We start from the raw sequence: 24,694 nt of genomic DNA on the forward strand, positions 1-24,694 counted from the left end.
CAGCAGGGTGTTCCTATTGTGTGACAGCGCGTTTTACGCACTTCCTTGTTAATCCAACCCAGAGGTGAACATGCGTTATGGATTCCCATATATTGCAATTGTTGCAAGAAGGTGCAACATCCGTCTCCAACCTTCTTCTAAAGATGTACAAACGAATGTCTCTGGCAGACGACGAAATGATGCTGCTCATTCATCTGCTTTCTTTTCAGCAGGAAGGGAATCGCTTTCCGACCTTGACCGAGCTGGAGGAGCGCATGTCCATGTCCAGCATGAGATTGATCCAATCGCTGCAAAAGCTGCTGAAGGAAGACTGGATCAGCATTGACGAATTTATCGATCCGCAGACGGGAATGCGCCATGAGCAGTACAATTTGACTCCTTTGTATAAAAAGCTGTATCAGACCTGGCGCGAGCAGCAAGCTGATCCGCGGATGATGGAGCCGTTCATGGAGGCTGCTGCGACATTGGATGCAGAGCCGGTTGCGATTTATTCCCGTTTTGAGCAGGCGTTTGGTCGACCTTTGTCTCCTTTTGAGTTGGAGAGTATCCACATGTGGACAGAGCAGGACGGTTACCAGGAAGAGCTGATCCTAACAGCATTGCGTGAGGCCGCAACGGTAGGCAAGCTTCATATTCGCTACATCGACAGAATCCTTTTGGAGTGGCAAAAGCAGCAAATTACCACGGTAGAGCAAGCCCGCTTGTACAGTTTGAATTTTCGCCGCCAAAATCAGTCCAAAGATTATCGACAGCCGCTTTGATGCTACCAATCAAAGCGGTTTTTTCTATTGTCTGTCTCCTTTGTACACGTACCCATTTTCCGCGTTTGTCATAGCATATTACGTAGAAGCACGTTGCAGGAGGGAAGGCTTATGGAAAAGCGGAAAAAAGGGGATTTGCCCCACTGGGTAACACCAGGCGTTTTTTCGGGGCATTTTGTCGTCGATGAAGCGGTGGAGCGCATCTCGATTGTGAAACCCGTGGAAAAAGCCCAGGAGGCCGTGATCGAGCAAGTTCCAAAACAGCCGGCAGACGAAAAGCCGGATGAGGAAAAACAACTGGTGCTTGAGCCTACATTCGAAATTATTATGCGAGAAACCGACGTGGCGACGAGCGAACAGCTGGAAAAGCTGGAGCAGGAAGTGGCAGCACTGAAGGAATCGCTTGCGGCATGGGAAAAACGCTGGAAAAAGGCAGAGGAGGAACAGTCCAAAGAGAGACAGCATCTGTATCAGGTGGTTCTGTCCTTGAAAAAGGAGTGGGAGAGCGAGCGGAATGAACATCGCCATAATTAGCCCGGGGCCATTTTCCGTACCACCCGTCAAAGGAAGCTCGGTGGAGCACGATATCGACGAAGTGACCAAAATGATCGATCCCGAGCACAAAGTGACGATCTACACCCGGCGCTGCGCGACTTACCCCAAGTCGACGGTAGAGGAAAACCGCGAGTTCATCCGTTTTTCCTACGATGGCCCAGGTCCTTATTTGCGAAAGATCATCAAGCATATCCGCAAGCACAAGCCGGATGTCATTTTGGTGGAAAATCGGCCGATTTACGTGTTGCAGCTCAAGAGGCATTTTCCAAAGATTCCGGTCTTTGTCAATATGCATTCCCATGTGTACGGATCGCCGGGCATGATCAGCAAGGAAAAAATGAAGCGTGTCGTTCGCCTGGCGTCCGGCTTTATTACGAACAGCGAATTTTTGCGGCAACATTTTATCAAGTCATGCAAAATTCCCGCGGAAAAAATTCATGCGGTTCATCTCGGAGTGGATGTGTCGCCTTACCAGGTGGCAAAGCTGCATTACACGATCAAAAAGCTGCGCAAGCAAGTCGGTTTGTCGCCGGATGACCGCGTGCTTTTTTACGCGGGCAGGCTGATGCGCGGCAAAGGCGTCCATATTCTGATCAAAGCGTTTCACCAGGTCAGCAAGCAAGACCCACGCGCACGGCTGGTCATCGTCGGAGGCACAGGCTACGGCAGCAATCGCCTGAATCCGTATGTGCGGGAACTGAAAAGGCTGGCGAAACCGCTCGGTGACAAAGTCCGCTTCGTCAATTTTGTCCCCAGTGCCCAAATGCCGCTTTACTATCAGATTGGCGACGTGGTAGCGACTCCGTCGATTTGGAAAGAGGCATTTTGCCGCGTCAATCTGGAGGCGATGGCTTCGAGCAAGCCAGTGATTTCCACGACGCGCGGCGGGATCAAAGAGGTTGTCACCCATCAGGGCAGCGGCTTCTTGATTCCTCCCAAAGATTGGGAAAAAGAATTGCCAGCGGTTTGGGAGCTTTTGTGGAGCGCGCCCTATGTTCGGACGGAAATGGGGAAACAGGCGCTGCTGCGTGCCAAGCAGTTTTCCTGGTACGCGACGGCGCAAGGCTACCTGCGCGTCTTTGAGAATGCAGTCGGAAAGCGCCAAAAAGAAAAGCTTCCGCTCCTCAAAACCGGATAACTTTTTTTCGGGCATCGCTAGGTTTATGCCCTTTCTTCAAGGAGAATGGACGTCTGCCCTGTCCAGATATCACGAGACGCATACCTTATAAGTATCGCAGAGCACAACTGGGGAGTGATACTTGTGAAAGGGTTAATCTTGTGTGCTGGACGTGGTACGCGACTGCACCCGTTCTCCTATTCGCAACCAAAAACCCTCCTCCCTGTGGCCAATCATCCGGTATTACACTACTGCATCAGCAAACTGCGTGAAGTGGGTGTGCAAGAGATCGGAATTGTCATACACCCTTCCCAAGTGCAGATTCCTCCTTTGGTGGGCAATGGTAGTCAATTTGGGGCTACCATTACTTTTATCGAGCAGGAGGTGCCGCTTGGAATCGCACATGCTGTCCATTTAGCGCAACCGTTCTTGCAAGACGAACCGTTTATTTTGTTACTTGGTGACAACTTGTTGATGGATTCGCTGCACGGGCTCATGCGTGCGTTTACCAGTGATAATTCAGACGGTGCTGTGATGCTAAGTGAAGTGGAGAGACCACAGGATTATGGGATTGCCGAAGTACAGGAAGGGCGTCTGGTCTCGGTCGAGGAAAAACCCCGCCAGCCGAAGAGTAATCTGGCTGTCATTGGCGCATACCTGTTTACCCCACCCATTTTTGAGTCGATTGCTACACTACAGCCATCCGCCCGTGGTGAATACGAGATCACGGATGCGATCCAGTCCATGATTGACCGCGGTTTCCATATCGCGCACGCCCTTACAAGCGGCAAGTATTCAGATGTCGGAACGATTGACCGTTGGCTGGAGGCCAACCGCTGGATGCTGGCAAAAGATTTGGGCAACACTCATCGGGTTGGGGAAGGGTCAATCGTCACAAATTGCGAGATCGTCGGGCCTGTGTTGATCGGCGAGGGCTGTCATATCGAAAACTGCCGATTGGGACCGTACGTATCGATCCAAAACGGGGTACATCTGCAAAATTGCGCCCATATCGAAAATAGTATTATGTTGGAAAACAGTTCGCTTATGGATGTCGCTTGGAGCATTACGGACAGTGTATTCGGGCGTTCCTCCCATCTGGTCGGGCAGTCAACGGATACGAGCGGGGTCTTTATTTTGAGCGACAAGTCATCGATTCGCATTCCAGCTGTGAAGAGGGAGGACACATGAACCCAACTTTTACTGTGGTCATCCCGACGTACAATCGTGCCAAGTTCATCCGCAAAGCAATCAACAGCGTCTTGAAGCAGACGTCAAAAGACTGGAAGCTGCTGATTATCGATGATGCATCGACTGACAAGACGCGCAAAAAGGTCGAAAAGTATTTGTACCATCCCAACATCATGTACTACCGGATGGAGAAAAACTCAGGCATCGGCAAAGTGATGAATCAGGCTTTGTCGATGGTTGATACTCCGTACTTGTTGCAGCTGGATTCGGACGATTGGCTGCCCAAACGGACGCTGGCGGTCATCAAAAGGTACATTCGCAAAAGCAAGAAAAGCACCGCGCTTTACTACGGGAACGTGAAAATTTGGCGCGTGCGGCGCGGGAAGTATTACAATCCGTTTCTCGTCAAGCACAAGCATTTTCGCAACAAATACCAATTTTTGAAATACAATCGCTGGATGGTCGCGCCGCGCTGCTACCGGGTCGAAGCGCTTCACGAAGTAGGGGGCTGGGACACCTCTGACAAATACGAAGGCCGCATCATGGAAGATCGCCGCATCATTTTGCGGCTGATCGAAAAATACCGCGTCCGCTTTATTAACAAGAAGCTGTACAACCGGACGAAACACAGAGGGCAGCTGACCGACAATAAAATGAAGCGCAGACGGAATCATTTGCGCAAAAAGACGTTCAAATACTACCTCAAGCGTTGGGGCAAAAAGTACAAAGCTGTCTACGGCTACAAGGACGGATATCTCGTGATCAAAAGGTTGAAGAAAGTGAGGCGGCGGAAGCGATGACAAAAGCGCTTGTCACCGGTTGTGCTGGTTTTATCGGGTCACATTTGACTCAGCGCTTGCTAAATGACGGGGTGACAGTGATCGGCATCGATGGCTTCGTCGACAACTACGACGTTGCTGCCAAGCTTCGCAATCTCGCTGAGATCGGAAGCCATCCCGCCTTTACTTTTCATTCAACCATGTTGCAGGCAGAGCGTTGGAACGATTGGTTGGACCAAGTCGATGTCGTCTATCACCTGGCTGCGCTGCCCGGCGTGCGGAACAGCTGGGGCAAGGCATTCTCCGAGTACGTCAGCCACAATATTTTGGCGACCCAACTGCTGCTGGAGGCATGCCTGCAAAGACCGAAACCGCCTGTCATCGTAGTCTCTTCCTCCTCATCTGTATACGGAACGATGCAAGGGACGCTGACGGACGAATCCGCTCCGCTGCGTCCCGTATCGCCTTATGGGGTGACGAAGGAAGCGATGGAGCAGGTTTGTTCCGTCTATGTGAAAGCGTTCGGTTTGCCGATTACGATGTTGCGCTACTTTACCGTATACGGCCCGAGGCAGCGGCCGGATATGGCGTTTCACCGCTTTTTCCGGCAGATGATGAAGGGAGATCCTGTCGTCATTTATGGAGATGGCCAGCAATCGCGGGACTTCACCTACGTAACCGATGCAGTAGAGGCGAACATACTCGCTGGCCGCCACGCTGCGCCCGGCGAGATTTTCAATGTAGGCGGCAACCGCGAAATCAAGCTGATCGATGTCCTTACCATCATGGGCACGCTCTTGAACACGACGCCCAACATCCGGTTTCAGCCTGGTCCGGCCGGTGATTCGCAGCGGACTTGCGCAGATATACGGCTTGCCGAGCAACGGTTGGGCTATCGTCCGCAAGTTTCCCTGGAAGAAGGGCTGCGCCGACAGTTGGCGGATATGCGTTTCCAACTGAGGAGCTAAAACTCGAAAATAGGAGGCCAGTTGCATGCATCGGGTCCTCGTCTATCGGAGAAAATTTCTGCCCAGAAGTGAAACCTTCATCTACGAGCAGCTGCTTGGACATCAGAGAGTCAAACCTGTCGTCTTGACCAGGCAGCGGCCGTTCAATCGCAAACAGTTCCCGTATGCGCCTGTCTATGTGCGAAATTCCATGGCAGGACTCTCCGGGTGGATGAAGCGCAAAAAAATCAAATGCTTGCATGCCCGCTTTGGTCCCGCTGGCCTGGAGCTTCTTCCCTACGCGCGAAAAGCGGGGTTGCCGCTGATCACTTCTTTTCACGGCTTCGATGCGACCAAGCGCGTACGGGAAAATCCGGGCTATCGTCGTTCGCTCAAGCGCCTGTTCAAAAAGGGCAAGGCGTTTACGGTCGTCAGCAACCATATGAAAAAGCGTCTGATCCGCCTGGGCTGTTCGGGTGACAAAATCACACTGATTCGCTCGGGGATCGACTTGCGCAAATTCCCGATGCTGCCACCGCAGCCTGTTCAGAACGGCGAGTATCGCCTGCTCAGCGTCGGCCGCCTGACGGAGAAGAAAGGCATGGACACATTGATCAAGGCGTTTGTGCAAGTGCACGAAAAGCATCCGCGAGCCAAGCTGATCATCGTCGGGGATGGCGACGAAAAGAAAAAACTGCGGCGCATGATCAAAAAATACAAGCTGGGCAAGCAAGTCGTGCTCAAGGGAGCCTTGCCGCATCAGGACGTGCAGCGCGAACTGGCGAGATGCCACTTGTTTGTCATCGCCTGCAAAACGGCTCGCAACGGCGACCAGGAAGGGATTCCGAACGTGCTGATGGAAGCGATGGCTTCCGGCCGCCCGGTTGTTTCCACCTACCATTCCGGGATTCCCGAGCTGATCGAGCACGGAGAGTCGGGCTATCTCGTGCCGGAGCGTTCGCCTGCGAAGCTCGGCAGAATGATCAACCATGTCCTCGCCTCCGAGCACGAGTGGCCGGAAATGACCGCCCGAGCCAGGATGAAGGTGGAGAAAAACCACGATGTTTCCAAACAGCGACTGAAGCTGGAAGAACTGTATTTGCGCGTGATGAAAAAATGATGAGGTGAAGCAATGAAAGTTGCCGTGATCGGTACCGGCTATGTAGGTTTGACGACTGCCGTTTCCCTTGCCATGAACGGCCATCATGTGATCGGGATTGATCTTGTCGAAGCGAAGATTGTCAAATTGCGGCAAGGCATCTCTCCGATCTATGAGCCGGGATTGGAGGAAGCGCTGCGACAAGTGCTTGCAGCAGGTACCCTGGCTTTTTCCACGCAGCTGTCGGAAGCGAAAGACGCGGATGTTTTTTTCGTCTGCGTAGGGACTCCCGAAGCGGATGACGGAACCGCTGATTTGACTTACTTGTACAGCGCGGTAGCAGCGATCAAAGAAGTGCACAACTCAGCTTTGCAAAAACGGGTTGTGGTGATCAAAAGTACGGTGCCAGTAGGGACCGGAGACAAAGTGGCCGACCTGCTTGACGGCTGCCAGGAACTGTCTGTCGCGTCCAACCCGGAGTTTTTGCGGGAAGGGAGCGCCTTGCTGGATGCCATCGAGCCTTCGCGAATTGTCATCGGCGTGAGCGATCCGTCGACGGGGGAAGTGATGGAACAACTGTACAAAGGCGTGAATGCCCCGCGCGTGGTGACGACCAGGGCGAATGCGGAGCTGATCAAGTACGCTTCCAACGCCTTTTTGGCGACACGCATCTCGTTCATGAATGAGCTGGCGAGACTGAGCACGGCACTGGGTACAGATATCGCCACGATCGCGCACGGGATGGGGCTCGACAGCAGGATTGGCCCGGAATTTTTGCGGGCGGGTGTCGGCTACGGCGGCTCCTGTTTTCCGAAAGACACGATCGCTTTGCTGCAACTGGCAGCCCAGAACGGCATCTCGCTTTCGATTCTGGAAAAAGTACGGGAGGTCAACGCCACACAGCCCGTGTGGTTTTTGCAGCAGTTGCAAAAGCTCGTGCCGGATTGTCGCGGCAAACGGATTGCCGTACTGGGGCTGGCGTTCAAACCGGATACGGACGACATCCGGGAGGCTCCGTCTCTTTCCATTTTGCATGAGCTGACAGAGCAGGGAGCTGCCGTCTTTGCCTATGATCCGGTTGCCGAAGACGCTGTGAAGCAATCTTTTCCGAATGTGACCTATACGAAGACAGCCGAAGAAGCGTTAGCGGGCGCCGATGCTGCGCTTTTGGTCACCGAGTGGAAAGAGTGCGTGCAGCTAGATTGGGAGCGAATCCGCCAGAGCATGGCTCAGCCCGTGCTGCTCGACGGACGCAACGCCTGGCCTGCCCAGACCGTCAAGCAAGCAGGCTTTACGTATATCGGGGTAGGAAAAAGCTGACTTTTCCTTGGGAAAGCTCAGCTTTTTTCTTTTGGCTGGCAACTTGGCGCAAGTGCAGGCTAATGATTTGAACAAGTTGGCATAATACGGTAGGATAGTCACATATGGATGATTTGACCATCTAGCGCAAATTACGAGGGAGTGATCACGGTGAACAAAAGCAAAACACTGCCAAAACGCAGTGACGTCCCCGCTGAATACAAATGGCGGTTGGAGGATATTTACCCAACCGACGCGGATTGGGAAAAAGATGTGCAAAAGGCGAAACAACTCACCGAGCAAGTGGCTGCCTTGAAAGGGACGCTGGCCCAGTCCGGGGAGCAGCTGCTCGCAGCATTGACGCTTCAGGACGAGCTGACGAAGACGCTCGATACGGTGTACGTCTACGCTCGCATGCGCCGTGACGAGGATAACGCAAACAGCACGTACCAGGGACTGACTGATCGTGCTACCAGCCTGAGCACGCAAGTATACGGTGCGCTCGCTTACATACAGCCGGAGATTTTGACCATCCCGACGGATAAGCTGGAAGCGTGGATCAACGAAACAGAAGGTCTGGCGCACTACCGGATTTTGCTGGACGAGATTACGCGCTTCAAGCCGCATACGCTTTCCTCGGAGGAAGAGGCGCTCCTGGCGAACATGAGCGAACTGGCTTCGGCTCCTTCGAAAATTTTTGGCATGCTGAACAACGCCGACATGAAGTTCCCGATGATTACGGACGAAAACGGCGAAGAAGTCGAGCTGACAAAAGGTCGCTACACGCAGTTCATGGAGAGCAAGGACAGACGCGTGCGCAAGGAAGCTTTTGAAGCGCTGTACACTACGTACGGCAAGTTTCGCAATACGATTGCCGCATCGCTGACCTCGGCGATCAAGGGCGATGTGTTTTACGCCCGGACGCGCAAATATCCGTCCGCCTTGTATGCGGCCCTGTTCGCGGACAACGTGGACTTGTCTGTGTACGACAACCTGATTTCGACGATTCACGAGCACTTGCCGCTGATGCACAAATACATCGCGCTGCGCAAAAAACTGCTCGGGGTCGACGAGCTGCACATGTACGATTTGTACGTGCCGATCGTGCCCGAGGTAGACATGAAAATCCCGTACGATCAGGCGGTCGCAACGATCAAGGAGGCGCTCCATCCACTCGGCGAGGAGTACGGTCGCGTGCTGGCGGAAGGCTTCTCCAACGGCTGGATCGACGTGCATGAAAACGAAGGCAAGACGAGCGGGGCGTACTCATGGGGAGCATTCACGACCCATCCGTACGTGCTCATGAACTACCAGGACAACGTGAACAACATGTTTACGCTGGCCCACGAAATGGGGCATGCCCTGCACAGCTACCACTCCAATCAGGCCCAGCCATATACGTATGCCGATTACAAGATTTTCGTGGCGGAAGTAGCTTCCACGCTCAACGAAGCCCTGCTGATGCACCACCTGCTCAAGACCACGACAGACAAGAAGCAGCGTCTGTACTTGATCAACTACTATCTGGAGCAATTCCGCGGCACGGTTTTCCGTCAGACGATGTTCGCCGAGTTCGAGAAAATCGTCCATGCCAAAGAAGAGCAGGGCGAACCGCTGACAGCCGACTCGCTCAGTGCGATCTACCGTGAGCTGAACGTCGCTTACCATGGACCAGATATGGTTGTAGATAAAGAAGTAGATTTGGAGTGGGCGCGCATTCCTCACTTCTATCGCAATTTTTATGTCTACAAGTACGCCACGGGCTTCTCGGCGGCGACTTCCTTGTCCAAGCAGATTTTGGAGGAAGGACAGCCAGCTGTTGACCGCTACTTGGAGTTCCTCAAGGGCGGCAGCTCCGACTATCCGCTCAACCTGCTGAAAAAGGCGGGCGTCGACATGACCTCTCCCGCCCCGGTTGCAGAAGCGTTGAGTGTTTTCAAAGAGTTGCTGGACGAAATGGAGCAGCTCTTAAACGAGAAGTAAAGCGATGCTAAAAAAGCAGTCAAGTAATTCTACTTGGCTGCTTTTTCCTGTTTTAGATTTTTTCTGCTGAAAGCCCAAAAAACGGTAACGGTCTTCTATGTTGTTCGTATATACTTATGAAACTGGTAGGGATTATGTCCTCCTCCGCCTTGGGACGGAGACGAAATTCCAACCGCTGACTGTTTTGCAGCGAAGGTAAAAACTGGCACAATTACGCAAGGGGAACAGATTGTGAAAATTTGGAGGAATCATTGTGAAAAAACGGGCATCGATCATCATGGCCTCTCTATTGCTGGTTACGGCTGGTTGCGGAGGCCCAGCACCAGAGCCTCCAACGCAGGCTGAGGCAAAAGCGAAAGTCGTTGAAGTGGTTACGGTTCAAAAAGCTGCACAGCCAGTCGTGCTGCGTGTTACCGGAATGGTAGAGGCAAAGCGTGACGCCGTACTGCCTTTTGGAACGGGAGGAACGATTTCATCCATCCCGGTAAGTAAAGGGATGAAGATCGCGCAAGGCCAGTTGTTGGCAACGCTTGACTCGCGTTACTACCAAAAGGAAGTAGAAGCAGCTGCAAGCCAGGTGGAAGAGGCAGCGGCGCGCAAAAACAAAGCATTGAAGGGAGCAACTGCCGAGGCGATTGAACAGCAACGACTGCAAGTGCAAAGTGCCCAAAGCCGTCTGGAAAAAGCAAAGCAGGACCTGACAGCAGGCGAAAAGCTGTTTGCTGGCGGAGCTATTTCACAGACCGAAATAAATGACTTGAAACGCGCCCTGACTCAAGCGGAAATTTCTGCGCGAGACGCACAACTGTCCCTCACCGAATTGCAACGCGGTGCGCAGCCAGAGGACATCGCCATGGCCAACGCATCGATCAAATCGGCAGCCGGACAGGTTGAGCGGGCGAAAAAGAGTCTGGATGATGCGAAAATTCATGCTCCTTTTGCCGGAACGGTCGTGGATGTATACAAACAAACAGGCGAACAGGCTTCGCCAGGCGATCAAATCATTCATCTGGTGGACTTGAGCGAAGTGAAAGTCACTCTTGATATTACCAATGATCTCATCAGTCAATTCCAGGAAAAAACGAAGGTGCAGGCTGTATCCGATGACGGCAAACAAAGCCAGGGAACGATTACTTTTGTCTCCCCGGTCGTGAGCAAGGAAACAGGCAAGTATCGGGTGGAAGTAACGATCCCGAATGCAGATGGATTCTGGCGCGGCGGAATGGCTGCAACGATTGAGGCTCCGCGCAAAGTGAACGGATTTTTGGTGCCGCTGGAAAGTGTCGGAGTTAACTCTACAGAGCACTATGTCATGGCGGTGGAAGATGGCCTTACTGTGAAGAAGGAAGTGAAGACCGGACAGATCGTCGACGATCAAATCGAGATTCTCTCGGGCGTCAAAGAAGGCGACCAGCTTTTGCGCAGCGGCATTACTTTCTACGTCGAGGGGCAAAAAGTAGAGGCGAAGGGAGAATAGTAGCATGGAAAAGTTGATTCTCTTTTTGCTGAAACGACGCCTGATTGTGTACTTGTTTACCTTTTTGCTTGTGCTTGCTGGCTTGGGCTCGCTGTTCAGCTTCAATGTCGAGCTGCTTCCGAAAACAAACTTCCCATCGATCTTCGTCAATGTATCGGGTGGGGCACTTCCCCCGGAAGAGATGGAAGAGAAGGTAACGAAGAACATCGAGCAAAATATCAAGTCAATTGCAAACATTAAAGAATACTCTTCTACTACAGGTACAGGTTACGCCAATATTACGATTATCGCCTTGGAAGGCAAAGGGGAACAAGTTAAGCAAGATGTGCAAAATACCGTTAACCGGCTGCGCAACGGCTTCCCGAAAGCGATTGACACGGTCAGCGTAACCCAGAACAGCTTCGGGGACGATCAAATGATCGACTACGCGCTTGTGGGAGCCGATCCGAAAGCGATGCTGAGCCTGGCAAAAACAACGCTCAAAGACCGGATCGAAGAAGTGCCAGGCGTAAAAGAAGTGTCTGTATCAGATCGCAGCTTTGAGAACAAAATCGCGATCACTTTGCGCCCTGAGAGACTGAACGCCTACCGCACAACGCCATCCGAGGTTGTTTCCCAGCTACAGGAAACGAACTGGAAGCAGGCGATCGGCACGCTCGAAAACACAGGCTTTGACACGGTCATCATGATCGACAACAGCTTCCATTCTGTACAGGAAATGAATGTGCTGCCGATCAACACGCCAAACGGAACCGTCACGCTGGAGCAATTGGCGACTGTGGAAGACATGCGCGGAAAAGTGAAAGACTCGGTAGCGCTGACTGATGGCATGGTATTCGTACACCTTAGCGTGTCGCGCTCAGACGGTTACGATCTGATTACTACCCAGCGCAATGTCGAGCAACTCATCAAGCAGATCAATACGGAAGCCGATGGAAAATATCAAATAAAAGTCATGTTTGAGGCTGCTTCCTTCATCGAGCATGCGGTATCGAACCTCAGCCGCGATGTGGCCATTGGTGGGGCATTGGCGATCATCATCCTGTTTGTGTTCTTGCGCAACTGGAGGGTGACGCTCGTCATCGCAACGACATTGCCATTGTCAGCTCTCATGACCTTTATCGCCATGAAAATGGCTGGCTACAACATCGACATGGTCAGCTTGCTCTCGATGAGCTTGTCGGTCGGCTTGATTGTCGACGCCGCGATCGTCGTACTGGAGAGCATCTATCATTTCCGTGAAAAAGGCGAGCAGCTGAAACAGGCGATCATCAAAGGAACGAAAGAGGTACTGACGCCTGTATTTACTTCGCAGCTTACGATCATCGTCGTATTTTTGCCGCTCGTTTTTGCAGACTTTGCCGATTGGCTCAAACCGATCATGGCGACGATTGCCTTTACCGTATCGGCTGCCATCATCGCTTCGACCATTGCCGCGTTCTTTTTCGTACCCGTGTTTTCCGATCGCTTTTTGCAGAAAGATAAAAAGGTCTCGCTGGAGGGCGAAGGAAAAGAACACGCTGTCAATCGGTTGTTCAACGGGCTGTTGAATATGGCTTTGCGCCACCGGGTCAAGACGATTATCGTGGCGGTGCTCATGCTTGTCGCCGTAACTTTCCTTACCCCTTTTGTGAAGATGGGGAACGGACTCGATCCGAACGAAAACTTTATTTTTGCCACGCTGAAGATGCCGACGGGTTCAACGCTGGAACGCACGCAAAAAGCTGCGGTGGTCGGAGAAGAAGCACTGCGGGGCATTCCCGAAGTAAAAGACGTCTTCTTCATAGCGTCCAAAAGTGATTCGGACATCTTCATCTCACTCGTGCCGAAGTCGCAACGCAATCGTACCAAGGAAGCTTTGACGGCTGATATCAACGAGCGCCTGAATGCGATTCCAGGCATTGAGTCCATCTCCATGTCTTTCGGACAACAAGGTGGATCAGCCCCGGTTCAGCTCAACATCACCGGGGACGATATGGAGCAAATGCGCAAGATCGCCACGGAGCTTGAGGGCATGCTGTCCACGATCAATGGCGTAACGAATATTCGCAACGATTTCAAAGAAGGAAAAGAAAAAGTAACGCTGATTCCGAAGCAAGATGCACTTGCCAGACTGAACGTTGACCATCGCTCCTTGCTCCAGCAACTGAGCGTTCTGATTGGCAACCAGCACATTACGTCCATCACAAAAGATGGCATCGATGTGGATGTGGTCGCCAAAATGCCGGACAACTGGCTGAAGCATCCAGAGCAGCTCAAGGGGATTACGGTAACATCCGAGAAAGGGGCACAAGTGCCGCTTGCTGACCTCGTAGATTGGGTCTACAGCAAATCGCCGATTACGCTTACACATCAAAAAGGCGAACGGATCATCAGTGTGTCCGCAGAGCTGTTGGGAAGCGATTTGGGTACGGTTGGACGTGAAATCAACGAGAAGCTGCCGGGCATGGTCATTCCAGAGGGATACAAAGTGGAAATTGCCGGCCAGTTGAAAGAACAAAGCGCCAACATGACACAAGGGATTCTTGTTTTCCTCGGCGTTCTTGCGCTGATCTATGTCATCATGGTCGCCCAGTTCGGCCGACTGTCGCAGCCGTTCATCATCATGCTGACAATTCCGATGGCACTGGTTGGCGTGGTACTTGGCTTCGTGCTCACGCAACGAACGTTTGGCGAGATGGCGATGATCGGGATTATCATGCTGGTCGGTATCGTGGTCTCCAACGCGATCTTGCTGATCGACCGGATCAACCTGCTGCGCGGTCGCGGCATGGCTACGGCAGAAGCGATCGTGCAAGGAACGAAAGACCGCGTGCGTCCGGTTATCATGACGAAGCTGACAGCAATCCTGGGGATGCTGCCGATGGGATTGGCAATGGCGGAAGGCTCCGACATGGAAGCTCCGCTTGCGACAGCCGTTATTGCCGGCTTGATTTTCCATACGATGGTTACCTTGATCCTCGTGCCTGTGCTGTACTCTTTGTTCGAAGGGGCAAAAGAAAAACGCCTGGCTCGCAAGGCAGCGCGTCAAGCGAAACGGGAAGCCAAGCGTTTGGCGAAACAAAACAAAAACAACGAGGTTTCCAAAACCGAGCTGTAGCACGATGCAGTCAGACTGCTTCGCCTGCCGCAAGCAAGCGGGGCACATCTGATCAACGAAGTGCGTTCCAATACGATAGCGAAAAGAAGAGAAGGGAAGGTGTGCTTTTGCCCCTTCTCTTTGCTTTTCGTTCGTCAGAAAGTTCTGTAGAATAGAAACTAAGGAAGATACATACGCACCGCGAAAGGAGTCTGACTATGGATCTGCAACTGAAGGGTAAGACAGCTCTTGTGCTTGCGTCGACAAAAGGGCTGGGAAAAGCGACAGCGCTTTGCCTCGCTCACGAGGGAGCAAACGTAACGATTTGCGGCAGAGACGAAGGCGCTCTGGAAGCTGTTCGCGCCGAGATTGAACAGGCAACAGGAAAAGCTCCGCTTGCAGTGGTCGTCGATGTGACCAAGCCGGAAGATATCGAGCGGGTTGTGCAGGCGACCGTCAGCGAGTTTGGCAGCGTGGATATTTTAATCAACAATTCAGGCGGGCCTGCCGCGGGCAAGTTTGACCAGTTGACGGACGAGCAGTGGATTTCCGCCTTTGAGCTGAACTTGCTGAGCTATGTCCGGGCGATCCGCGCCGTTTTGCCGCATATGCGCGCCAACCAGTTTGGGCGCATCGTCAACTTTGCCTCTTCTTCGTTCAAGCAGCCGTTGGAAAACTTGATTTTGTCCAACACGTTCCGCACGGGCGTTTTGGGCTTGGCGAAAACGTTGTCTTCCGAGCTGGGGCCGGAAGGCATTTTGATTAACACAATCGGCCCGGGACGAATCGCCACAGACCGCGTGCAGCAACTGGACGGACTAAGCGCGAATGCAAACGGCGTTACGGCAGATGAAGTCCGCGCAAACTGGGAGCAGCAAATTCCGCTTGGCAGGTACGGTCACCCGGATGAATTTGCCCGCACGGTGACTTTTTTGGCGTCGCCAGCCAACAGCTATGTCACCGGACAATCGTTTCTCGTTGACGGCGGCCTGGTCCGGGCGATCTAGGGCACTATTTCCCATTCAAAGGAGGAAAGAAAATGAGCAAAGAAAGCTCGTTTGACATCGTATCCAAGGTGGACTTGTCGGAAGTGAACAACGCCATCCAGACGGCTTTGAAGGAAATCGAGAATCGCTTTGATTTCAAAGGGAGCAAAAGCAGCATCTCATTGGAAAAGGAAGAGCTTGTCCTCATCTCGGATGACGAATTTAAGCTCGGCCAGGTCAAAGACATTTTGCTCGGCAAGCTGGTCAAGCGCGACGTCCCGATCAAAAACCTGGACTATCAAAAAGTGGAGCCGGCAGCGGGCGGGACGGTTCGGCAGCGCGTGAAGCTGGTGCAAGGAATTGACAAGGAAAACGCCAAAAAGATCAACAGCATCATTAAAGACGCAGGGTTGAAGGTGAAAACGCAAGTGCAGGACGATCAAATCCGCGTGACCGGAAAAAGCCGGGATGAACTGCAACAGATCATTCAGGCGATCCGCAAGGCAGATTTGGCGCTCGACGTGCAATTTATCAACTACCGCTGATTGCTAGAAAAGTTTTGCGTCTAACTCTCTTTGCTCTCGCATATGCATGTACAAATAAGTGACAAGCACTTGCGAAAGGGAGAGTAGAGACATGAAGGTCTTTATTATCAGTATGCGCAATCTCATTTTGGGCGGGATCGTCTTTGTAGTTGTTTTGGTGGCGGGAATCGTGCTATTGGTCAAAGACCCGTTGCACGTCTCTGACTCCTATCGACCAGGTGACACGAGTGTGCCGACTACCACGGCCAACACTCCGGTGAGCCAGCCGACCGATGCCGCCAAGCCGTCTTTGAACATGGATATTTCCGTGGACGGAACGACAGCAGAAGTGTCGCTTTTGACGCAAAACTTCGAGTTCGTTCAGGAGAGCAGCGAGCTTGGGCAAACCCCGGTGTTTGGCAAAGGCCACGCCCATCTGTACCTCGATGGAGAATCCAAAGGAATGATCTACCATCCGGAGTTCATGCTGAAAAAGCTGCCAAAAGGCGAGCACGAAATCCGCGTGGAGCTGAATTACAGCAACCATCTGCCCTACAAGGTAGAAGCGACGCAAAAAATTGTGGTGAAATAAGCGAAAAGCGTTCCGATGAGGGCGCTTTTCTTTTTTCTGTTCGGAAGGAATATGATGGAAAAGAACGAATCCTAGTTGATAAAGATGGAATAGTCTGAATGTTTTTGGGGGTGCTTGCATGCTGCGGATGATTACGATTGGCAACTTGCTGGATGAGACAACCAGACTTTATCAGGATAAGGAAGCGCTAGTCTACCATGAACGATCGTTGCGTTATTCGTTTGCCGAGTTTCAGGAAGTGTGTAACCAGGCGGCAAGGGGATTTATGTCGCTCGGCATTCAAAAAGGGGAGAACATTGCGATCTGGGCGACAAATGTGCCGGAATGGGTGATTTCCCAGTTTGGAACGGCCAAGATGGGCGGAGTGCTTGTGACGGTGAATACAAGCTACCGCGTCCATGAGCTGGAGTATTTGCTGCGGCAGTCTGAATCGACCACACTGCTGCTCATCGACGGGTATCGGGACGCGAACTACCTCGACATGATCAAGGAAATTTGTCCCGAGCTGGAGACGTGTGAGCCGGGCGCTCTCCAGTCGAAGCGGCTTCCCCATTTGCGCAATGTCATCTACTTGGGCGAGGAGCGGCAGCCGGGGATGTTTTTATGGGCAGATTTGCTCGCGCGGGCCGAGCTGGTCAGCGAGGAAGAACGGCGTTTGCGGCAAGAGTCGCTTTCGCCCGACGACGTTATCAACATGCAATATACGTCAGGGACGACTGGCTTCCCCAAAGGAGTCATGCTGTCGCATGTGAACATCGTCAACAACGCCATCAAGGTAGCGGAATGTCAAGGGCTCGGCATCGAAGACCGGGTGTGCATCCCCGTGCCGTTTTTTCACTGCTTTGGCTGCGTGATGGGCACGCTCGCCTGCGTTGCCACGGGAGCGACGATGGTCCCGGTCACCGCCTTCGATCCCGGATTGGTGCTCTCGATTGTCGAAGCCGAACGATGCACGGCGCTGTACGGAGTGCCGACCATGTTCATCGCCGAGCTGAACCATCCGTCTTTTGCCGAGCGCGATCTCAGCTCGCTGCGCACAGGCATTATGGCGGGTTCTCTTTGCCCGATCGAGGTAATGAAAAACGTAGTGGACAAAATGGGCATCCGCGACATCACGATCGCCTATGGACAGACGGAAGCTTCCCCGGTCATCACCCAGACCCGGCCGGAAGATTCCATCGAGCGCAAGGTATCCACCGTAGGCAGGCTGCACGAAGGAGTGGAAGCGAAGGTCATCGACCCAGCGACGGGAGAGACGCTACCTCCTGGCGTCCAGGGCGAGCTGTGTACACGCGGATATTTGGTGATGAAAGGGTATTACAATATGCCGGATCAAACCGCGAAGGCGATCGATGAAGAGGGCTGGCTGCATACGGGAGATTTGGCGACGGTCGACGAGGAAGGCTACTACCGGATCACAGGCAGATTGAAGGATATGATCATTCGCGGCGGGGAAAATATTTATCCGCGTGAGGTCGAGGAGTTTCTGTACACGCATCCGAAAATACTGGACGTGCAAATCGTCGGTGTTCCAGACGCCAAATACGGAGAGCAGGTGCTGGCCTGCATTCGGGTAAAGCCGGGCGAGACGCTGACAGAGGAGGAAGTGTTGGCGTACTGCGAAGGCAAAATTGCCCGTTTCAAAACGCCGCGCTACATCCAGTTCGTCGCCGAATACCCGATGACAGCGTCAGGCAAAATTCAAAAGTTCAAGCTGCGTGAACAGGCGCTGGCATCGTTTGATCTTGCCGATTCGGCCCGGAACGAGCTTGCCTGAGCAACGAATAAGTGGTGAAAAGAAGCGCCGGGGGATGCTGTCCTGGCGTTTTTTTGTTCCGGTCAGGCTGGTGATCTGGAAGCATAGCCGCTTTGTGCCGACCGGACAGCCGATCCAGTAGCGGTACCGCTTCGTTCCGTCAGCAGTGGAGAAAATGCAGCTTCCAGTTCCGCAACACCGCTTGTCGTCTCTGTAGCTTGGCGGGAAAGCGAACGCACCTTCCAGGAAAACTTTTCTCCGTTACAAAAATGGTTTAAAAAGGAATTTTTCAACCTTTACAACCTGGCAACTCTTTACTATTATGAGTGGAAATGCGAGGAGAGAGGGGAAACGCACAATGGAAGTCCGCCGATTGGGGCCAGAAGATGCAGAAGCTTTTGTAAAAGTAAGATTGGAAGGGTTGCAAACCGACCCGGATGCATTCGGTGCTACGTATGAAGAAGATGCGGCACGGCCTATGGCGGAGTGGAAGGAGCGGCTGTCTCAGGGACCACAAGGCGACAGCGGTTATTTTGGCGCTTTCGTCGCAGGGGAGCTGGTAGGGATCATCGGCTATTTCCGCCATCGCGGCATCAAGGCGCGGCATAAGGCAGCGGTCGTGTCTATGTACGTCCGGGAAGCGCATCGCGGGACAGGTATCGCGCAAGCGTTGATGCACGAAGAGCTGGCGTATTTGAAAGCGCGCGGAGACATTAGCCAGGTTCAGCTTGCGGTTGTGACGAGCAACCCTGGGGCTGTGCGTTTTTACGAGAAAATGGGTTTTGTGCCGTACGGTTATGAAAAACAAGCTTTGAAGGTAGGGGAGCGCTACGTCGACGAGACGCTGATGTATGTACTCTTGCACGAGTAGTGGCTACCGCTTGAAAACGAACGCTTGACCAGACGAAAAAGCGAAGGCATGTGTGGCAGCATGCCTTCGCTTCTGTATGGAAAAACATGTTTCGAGCAAAAGGTTTAACGATTCGCTTCGTAGGCAGCGATTTTGTCCTCGTATTGCAACGTAATTCCGATGTCGTCGAGGCCGTTCAACAGGCAGTAGCGGCGGTACGGGTCAACCTCGAACGGATAGGACAAACCATCGCTGTCGCGCACGACTTGCTGTTCGAGATCAATCGTCAGCTCGTAATTTTCGCGGCTTTGTGTGCGCAAGAACAGTTCATCGACTTGCTCTTCGCTGAGCTTGATCGGCAGGATGCCGTTTTTGAAGCAGTTGTTGTAAAAAATGTCGGCAAAAGACGGAGCGATCACGCATCGGAAGCCGTAGTCGAGCAAAGCCCACGGAGCGTGCTCGCGCGACGAGCCACAGCCGAAGTTGTTGCGGGCGAGAAGCACAGTCGAGTCTTTGTAGGCAGGGGTGTTCAGGATGAACGAGTCGATCGGCGAGCCATCGACGTTAAAGCGCCATTCATAAAACAGGAACTGGCCAAAGCCGCTGCGCTCGATGCGTTTCAGGAACTGTTTCGGGATGATTGCGTCTGTATCTACGTTGACACGGTCCAGTGGCGCGACCAGTCCGGTGTGGATGACAAATGGGTTCATTGGAATACCTCCTCGCTTGCGCTCTCTCTTTTCCATTCACGTACGTCTACGAAGCGGCCTGCGATGGCAGCCGCGGCAGCCATTTCCGGGCTGACGAGGTGAGTGCGTCCGCCACGGCCTTGACGTCCTTCAAAGTTGCGGTTGGAAGTGGAAGCGCAACGCTCTCCTTCTGACAAGATGTCCGGGTTCATGGCGAGGCACATGGAGCAGCCGGATTCACGCCAGTCAAAACCGGCTTCCTGGAAAATGAGGTGCAAGCCTTCTTGCTCAGCCAACTGCTTGACTGCCTGGGAGCCAGGTACGACCATCGCGTGTACGGAAGGGGAGACTTTGCGTCCCTTGGCAACTTCCGCCGCTTTGCGCAAGTCTTCAATCCGTCCGTTTGTACAGGAGCCGATGAAGACGCGGTCGATTTTGATTTCGCTCATAGGCGTTCCCGGAGCAAGATCCATGTAAGCGAGAGCGTCCTGAGCCGCTTTGCGCTGTGCCGTAGTCTCAAAAGCTTCCGGGTCTGGAACCGTGCTGGTGATGTTCGTGCCCATGCCTGGGCTGGTGCCCCATGTCACTTGCGGTTCGATGGCAGCGGCGTCGATTTCGACACATGTATCGTACGTAGCGCCTTCGTCTGTGCACAGCTCTTTCCATGCTTCCACTGCTGCCAGGAAGTCTTCGCCTTGCGGAACGTAGCGGCGGCCTTGCAGATAGTCAAACGTCGTTTGGTCCGGAGCGATCAGCCCGGCGCGTGCGCCACCTTCAATCGTCATGTTGCACACGGTCATGCGCTCTTCCATTGTCAGCTTGCGGATCGCTTCGCCTGTGTACTCTACGACGTACCCGGTGGCAAAGTCAGTTCCGTATTTTGCGATAATCGCCAATATTAAGTCTTTTGCGCTGACACCGAAAGGCAGGTCGCCGTTCACGCGGACTTCCATCGTTTTTGGCTTCAGCTGCGGCAAGCATTGTGTGGCGAGTACGTGTTCGACCTCGCTCGTCCCGATCCCAAAGGCGAGGGCGCCGAATGCCCCGTGCGTGGAAGTGTGGCTGTCGCCGCACACGATCGTTTTGCCGGGATGTGTCAGGCCAAGCTCAGGGCCGATGACGTGGACGATTCCTTGATCCGGGCTGTTCAGGTCAGCGAGTGTAATGCCAAATTCCCGGCAGTTATCAGTCAGTGTTTCCATTTGCTGACGGGAGATCGGGTCTTTGATATTGAAGCGATCCGCTGTCGGCACGTTGTGGTCCATGGTGGCAAAAGTCAGTTCTGGACGGCGGACTTTGCGGCCAGCCAGGCGGAGCCCTTCAAACGCTTGCGGAGAAGTCACCTCGTGCACCAGATGCAGATCAATGTACAAAAGGCTCGGTTTGCCAGCTTCCTCGTGAATCACGTGATTGTCCCAAATCTTTTCAAACATTGTACGGGGTTTCATTAGTGAATGCCTCCTTCGTGCGAAAACTCTTAACAAGGTTGTATCATGGCAAAGAAAATAGTTCAAAGATATAATAATTATGAGAAGGATAGCTTTTGCCTATCGGGAGGTTTTTTATGGAGTTACGACAGATTCGTTATGTGCTTGCAGTAGCGGAGGAACGCAGCTTTTCGCGTGCGGCCAACCGCTTGCATCTGGCTCAGCCATCGCTTAGCCAGCAAATCGCCAAGCTGGAAAAAATATTGGGTGTGAGTCTGTTTCACCGTTTGCCCCAGCATGTGGAGCTGACAGATGCGGGCCAACGTTTTGTGCAGGTGGCGCAGACGCTGGTAGACATGTCGGAAGGGCTGGAGCGGGAAATGCGCGCGTATGCAGTGGGGGAGAGCGGCCGACTGCTGGTTGGCAGCTTGCCGATCACGGGCGCTTACGTCCTGCCGCGTGTGTTGCCGACGTTTACCAAGTTGTTCCCCGGAGTCGAGCTGCAACTGATGGAGGAAACATCCAGCCATCTGGAACAGTTGCTCGTGCGCGGAAAAATCGACGTCAGCTTGCTGACGATGCCGATCAGCGACCCTTCGCTGGAGATCATTCCGGCGATCAATGAAGAAATTTTCCTGGCGGTGCCGCCGAATCATCCATTGGCTGGCAAAAAGCAGGTCGACTTGGCCGAGCTTGCGGATCAGCCGTTCATTTTGCTGAAGGAAGGGCAAGGCTTCCGGACGATTTCCTTGCGGTTGTGCGAGCAAGCTGGCTTCCGTCCGCGCATCGTCTTTGAAAGCACCAACATCCAGACCGTCCAATCGCTGGTCGCGGCGGGCATGGGGCTGTCTTTTGCCCCGGAAATGATTACGCTGGCGCCAGGGACGATAGAGCCGCCCGCCTACGTACGGCTTACGACGAAGCCATACCGGACACTCGTCGTTGCCTATCGCAAAGACAAGCCGCTGTCGCGCCCGGCTGAAGCGTTTGTGCGCTGTTTGGTGGAGCAGGGCGGGGCGTTGTAAAAAGCGGATGAAGTGTCAGCCGCGTGCGACAAACAGGCAGGCTTTGTGCTACACTGTTCCCAAATCATTCTAGGAAGGAAGATCCATGATGAGAGAACTCAAGACAGAAGCAGAATTTGAACAGGCGATTGCCGCCGAGAAGCCCGTCGTGGTCAAATTTTTTACCGATTGGTGCCCGGACTGTCACCGCATCGATCCGTTCATGCCGGAAGTGGAAGAACAATATAAAGAGCAAGTGGACATGGTCGCTGTCAATCGCGATACGCTGCCTGATTTGTCCCAGAAGCACGATGTGTTCGGGATTCCCAGCTTCATCGCGTTCAGCCGGGGCAAAGAGCTCGTTCGCTTCGTCAGCAAGCTCGGCAAAAGCCGCGAAGAGATCGAGCGTTTTCTCGACCGCGCCGTTCAGGTAAACAACGGTTTGAACGCAGAGTAATGCAACGAACATAAGGCAGGGAGATTGACCATGCGATCGATGAAAAAAGAAGGGGAATGGCTCGTCTGCCACTTGCAGGCGGAGGACGACGCCATTCCGATCGGGAACCTGCTGCGCGAGGGATGGAAGCTGCCACGCAAGCAGGTCCATCTTTTGTTTCAGCATAAAGAAGTGCTTGTAGACGGCGCTCCTTGTGCCCAGCACACGCAAGTGCGAGAGGGACAGGAAATTCGCATGCGCTTGTGCCAGCCAGAGCCGCTCGGACTGGACCCGGCGAGCGAAACGGTGCCGATTTTGTACGAAGACGACCATCTGCTGATCGTGAACAAGCCTGCGGGCATGCTGCTTCATCCAACCGAGCCGAACCATCACCTGACTTTGGATCATTTGGTGTCCGGGCACTTTTTCCGCACCGGACTGCAAGCGAAAGTGCGTCATGTGCACAGGCTGGATCAGGATACGTCCGGGGTGGTTTTGTACGCCAAGCACGCCTGGGCGTCGGCCTTGCTGGACGAAATGCTGCGCGAGCGCAAAATCAAGCGGACATACCTCGCTTTCGTCTCCGGGCAGATGGCAAAAGGGAACGGCAAAATCAATGAGCCGATCGGCAAGGACAGGTATCATGCCACCCGCAGAAGAGTCGCGCCCAACGGCGATTCTGCCGTCACGCACTATGAAGTCAAGGAGCGCTACAAGACGGCGACAAAAGTCGAGTGCAGACTGGAGACGGGGCGCACGCATCAAATTCGCGTCCACCTGAGTCATATCGGGCATCCGTTGCTGGGCGACGAGCTGTATGGAGGGAAGCAAGATTTGATCAGAAGACAGGCGCTGCACGCGGCGGTACTGACGCTTGCCCATCCGTTCGGGGGAGAGCTGGTGCAGGCGTCGGCCCCGCTGCCGCTCGATTTGCTCGCTTTGGAAAAGAAGCTGCGCTAAGCGCCATTTTGCCGAATCGTGAATAAACTGCCAAGGAAGAAACGAGAGAGGGTGGCAGGATGAAACGACCCACAATCGGCATCTTGACTTGGCGGGAGGGCAAGCGATTCGCGGAGCCAACCTATTTTCGCCGATTGCTGAAGGCGGGACAAGAACTGGGCTGCACTGCCTTTTTATTTTCGCCAAAAGACGTGCTGGCATCAGGCAAGCAGGTGAGAGGGTACGTCCTGGATGCAAACGGCAAGTGGCAATCGCGCTTGTTTGACCGTCCGGACGCTGTGTTCGACCGTTACCGCTACACACCGACCCAGGCGTTCAAGGATTATGTGGCATTTCGCCGCACAAGCCCGTTCTTGTACGCCAACAATCGTCTGGCGAACAAATGGCGCGTCCATGAGGTATTGCACCGCGATTCGCGCATGCATCGCTGGCTGCCGGAAACGCTTTTGTACAATCGGCAAAATCTCATCAAAATGCTCGGCAGGCATTCGCTCTTGTACGTAAAGCCGTTGAATGGAACAGGCGGACGCAACATCCTCTCGATCGAGAAGCACGGCGGAGGGTATCGTCTGCTTGGGCGCGACAAGCAAAGGGCGAAGATTTCCAAGGTCTTTTCCGACATCTCCGCCGTTTTGCGCTGGACGGATCGGTGGACAAGGCAAGAGAAGTACATCGTTCAGCAAGGCTTGCGGCTGCAACTGGTGCCAGCGCGAGCCGTAGACATGCGGCTTTTGATCCAGAAAAACGGCCAGGGCGAGTGGAGCATCACAGGCCACGGCTTCCGGGTAGGGGGGGAGCGCAGCGCTACTTCCAACCTGCACGGGGGCGGAAAAGCTGTGCCGGTTCCCGCCTTTTTAAAGCCCAAATTCGGCGAGGAACGCTCGGCGCAAATCGTCCGCGACTGTGAAGACCTCGCCCATCAAACAGCGGAGACGCTGGAAGATCACTTTGGGCGAATGGTGGAGTTCGGACTGGACATCGGGATCGATGTAGACGGTCGCGCCTGGCTGATCGAAGTCAACCCCAAGCCAGCGCGAGAAATTTTTCGCGAGATGGGGGCTACGGAACAGTACAAACGCGCGATCCAACGGCCGCTGGAGTACGCCATCTACCTGGCGAAAACGCAAGGGCGCGAAGGACGCGAGCCTTTGCTGAAACGAAAGGTTGCGAGTCGGTAAGAAAT

The 24,694-nt window shown here is 53.5% G+C and carries 22 protein-coding genes; 20 read left to right on the forward strand and 2 right to left on the reverse strand.

All coding sequences use genetic code 11. The features are described 5' to 3' along the window. Positions 1–77 precede the first annotated feature (77 nt). From M2298_RS05990 to M2298_RS06065, 16 genes are all read left to right on the forward strand, one after another. Positions 78–761 (forward strand): DnaD domain-containing protein, encoded by a 684-nt coding sequence (locus tag M2298_RS05990; RefSeq protein WP_063226996.1) that lies wholly within the window; start codon positions 78–80, stop codon positions 759–761. A 111-nt stretch (positions 762–872) separates the two neighbouring features. Then, the gene (locus M2298_RS05995; RefSeq protein ID WP_122963539.1) at positions 873–1,295 is read left to right on the forward strand and encodes a hypothetical protein; all 423 of its coding nucleotides are present in this window, start codon (positions 873–875) and stop codon (positions 1,293–1,295) included. Beyond that, entirely contained in the window at positions 1,276–2,454 is a 1,179-nt protein-coding gene (locus M2298_RS06000; protein WP_122963538.1) for a glycosyltransferase family 4 protein, read from the forward strand. The genes M2298_RS05995 and M2298_RS06000 overlap by 20 nt, the downstream gene beginning before the upstream one ends. A 123-nt stretch (positions 2,455–2,577) precedes the next feature. After that, the gene (locus M2298_RS06005; RefSeq protein WP_122963655.1) at positions 2,578–3,624 is read left to right on the forward strand and encodes a glucose-1-phosphate thymidylyltransferase; all 1,047 of its coding nucleotides are present in this window, start codon (positions 2,578–2,580) and stop codon (positions 3,622–3,624) included. Further along, positions 3,621–4,424 (forward strand): glycosyltransferase family 2 protein, encoded by an 804-nt coding sequence (locus M2298_RS06010; RefSeq protein ID WP_063226999.1) that lies wholly within the window; start codon positions 3,621–3,623, stop codon positions 4,422–4,424. The genes M2298_RS06005 and M2298_RS06010 overlap by 4 nt, the downstream gene beginning before the upstream one ends. Next, a complete protein-coding gene (locus tag M2298_RS06015) occupies positions 4,421–5,371 on the forward strand; it encodes an NAD-dependent epimerase/dehydratase family protein (RefSeq protein ID WP_122963537.1) in 951 nt (316 codons plus the stop codon). The genes M2298_RS06010 and M2298_RS06015 overlap by 4 nt, the downstream gene beginning before the upstream one ends. Positions 5,372–5,396: 25 nt before the next feature. After that, positions 5,397–6,470: a glycosyltransferase gene (locus M2298_RS06020; protein ID WP_173595823.1), complete on the forward strand. Its 1,074-nt coding sequence runs from the start codon at positions 5,397–5,399 to the stop codon at positions 6,468–6,470. 12 nt (positions 6,471–6,482) lie between these two features. Beyond that, positions 6,483–7,769, forward strand: a complete 1,287-nt coding sequence (locus M2298_RS06025; RefSeq protein WP_122963535.1) for a UDP-glucose dehydrogenase family protein — start codon at positions 6,483–6,485, stop codon at positions 7,767–7,769. Between the two features lie 150 nt (positions 7,770–7,919). Beyond that, a complete protein-coding gene (pepF, locus tag M2298_RS06030) occupies positions 7,920–9,731 on the forward strand; it encodes an oligoendopeptidase F (protein ID WP_242771728.1) in 1,812 nt (603 codons plus the stop codon). A gap of 253 nt (positions 9,732–9,984) precedes the next feature. Further along, on the forward strand, positions 9,985–11,208 hold the full coding sequence (locus tag M2298_RS06035; protein WP_122963533.1) for an efflux RND transporter periplasmic adaptor subunit: 1,224 nt from the start codon (positions 9,985–9,987) through the stop codon (positions 11,206–11,208). Between the two features lie 4 nt (positions 11,209–11,212). After that, positions 11,213–14,308, forward strand: a complete 3,096-nt coding sequence (locus M2298_RS06040; RefSeq protein WP_242771726.1) for an efflux RND transporter permease subunit — start codon at positions 11,213–11,215, stop codon at positions 14,306–14,308. A gap of 197 nt (positions 14,309–14,505) precedes the next feature. Continuing rightward, the gene (locus tag M2298_RS06045; protein WP_280648310.1) at positions 14,506–15,294 is read left to right on the forward strand and encodes an SDR family oxidoreductase; all 789 of its coding nucleotides are present in this window, start codon (positions 14,506–14,508) and stop codon (positions 15,292–15,294) included. 32 nt (positions 15,295–15,326) lie between these two features. Further along, positions 15,327–15,818, forward strand: a complete 492-nt coding sequence (locus M2298_RS06050) for a YajQ family cyclic di-GMP-binding protein (RefSeq protein WP_063227007.1) — start codon at positions 15,327–15,329, stop codon at positions 15,816–15,818. Positions 15,819–15,909: 91 nt separating this feature from the next. Next, on the forward strand, positions 15,910–16,389 hold the full coding sequence (locus M2298_RS06055; protein WP_122963528.1) for a hypothetical protein: 480 nt from the start codon (positions 15,910–15,912) through the stop codon (positions 16,387–16,389). A 118-nt stretch (positions 16,390–16,507) separates the two neighbouring features. Next, on the forward strand, positions 16,508–18,166 hold the full coding sequence (locus tag M2298_RS06060) for an AMP-binding protein (RefSeq protein ID WP_173595828.1): 1,659 nt from the start codon (positions 16,508–16,510) through the stop codon (positions 18,164–18,166). Between the two features lie 337 nt (positions 18,167–18,503). Beyond that, complete coding sequence (locus M2298_RS06065; RefSeq protein WP_122963523.1) at positions 18,504–19,016, forward strand: GNAT family N-acetyltransferase; 513 nt, start codon at positions 18,504–18,506, stop codon at positions 19,014–19,016. 104 nt (positions 19,017–19,120) lie between these two features. Here the strand turns inward: M2298_RS06065 and leuD are convergent, their stop codons facing one another. Together leuD and leuC are read right to left on the reverse strand one after the other, a co-directional pair. Beyond that, on the reverse strand, positions 19,121–19,705 hold the full coding sequence (gene leuD / locus M2298_RS06070; protein ID WP_122963521.1) for a 3-isopropylmalate dehydratase small subunit: 585 nt from the start codon (positions 19,703–19,705) through the stop codon (positions 19,121–19,123). Further along, entirely contained in the window at positions 19,702–21,132 is a 1,431-nt protein-coding gene (gene leuC / locus M2298_RS06075; protein WP_122963519.1) for a 3-isopropylmalate dehydratase large subunit, read from the reverse strand. Before leuC ends, leuD begins: the two co-directional genes overlap by 4 nt. Before the next feature lie 116 nt (positions 21,133–21,248). Here leuC and M2298_RS06080 point away from each other — a divergent pair, with 116 nt between their 5' ends. The 4 genes from M2298_RS06080 to M2298_RS06095 all read left to right on the forward strand — a co-directional run bounded on the left by M2298_RS06080 (position 21,249) and on the right by M2298_RS06095 (position 24,689). After that, positions 21,249–22,136, forward strand: a complete 888-nt coding sequence (locus M2298_RS06080; RefSeq protein ID WP_122963518.1) for a LysR family transcriptional regulator — start codon at positions 21,249–21,251, stop codon at positions 22,134–22,136. Positions 22,137–22,224: 88 nt separating this feature from the next. Next, positions 22,225–22,572, forward strand: coding sequence for a thioredoxin family protein (locus tag M2298_RS06085; RefSeq protein ID WP_122963654.1), 348 nt, complete (start codon positions 22,225–22,227; stop codon positions 22,570–22,572). A gap of 30 nt (positions 22,573–22,602) precedes the next feature. Continuing rightward, positions 22,603–23,511, forward strand: a complete 909-nt coding sequence (locus M2298_RS06090; RefSeq protein ID WP_173595830.1) for an RluA family pseudouridine synthase — start codon at positions 22,603–22,605, stop codon at positions 23,509–23,511. Between the two features lie 59 nt (positions 23,512–23,570). Then, positions 23,571–24,689: a YheC/YheD family endospore coat-associated protein gene (locus tag M2298_RS06095; protein WP_122963516.1), complete on the forward strand. Its 1,119-nt coding sequence runs from the start codon at positions 23,571–23,573 to the stop codon at positions 24,687–24,689. The last annotated feature ends 5 nt before the right edge of the window (positions 24,690–24,694 follow it).

The sequence above is a fragment of the Brevibacillus sp. 1238 genome, from assembly GCF_029892995.1.
GTDB classification, from domain to species: Bacteria; Bacillota; Bacilli; order Brevibacillales; family Brevibacillaceae; genus Brevibacillus; species Brevibacillus parabrevis.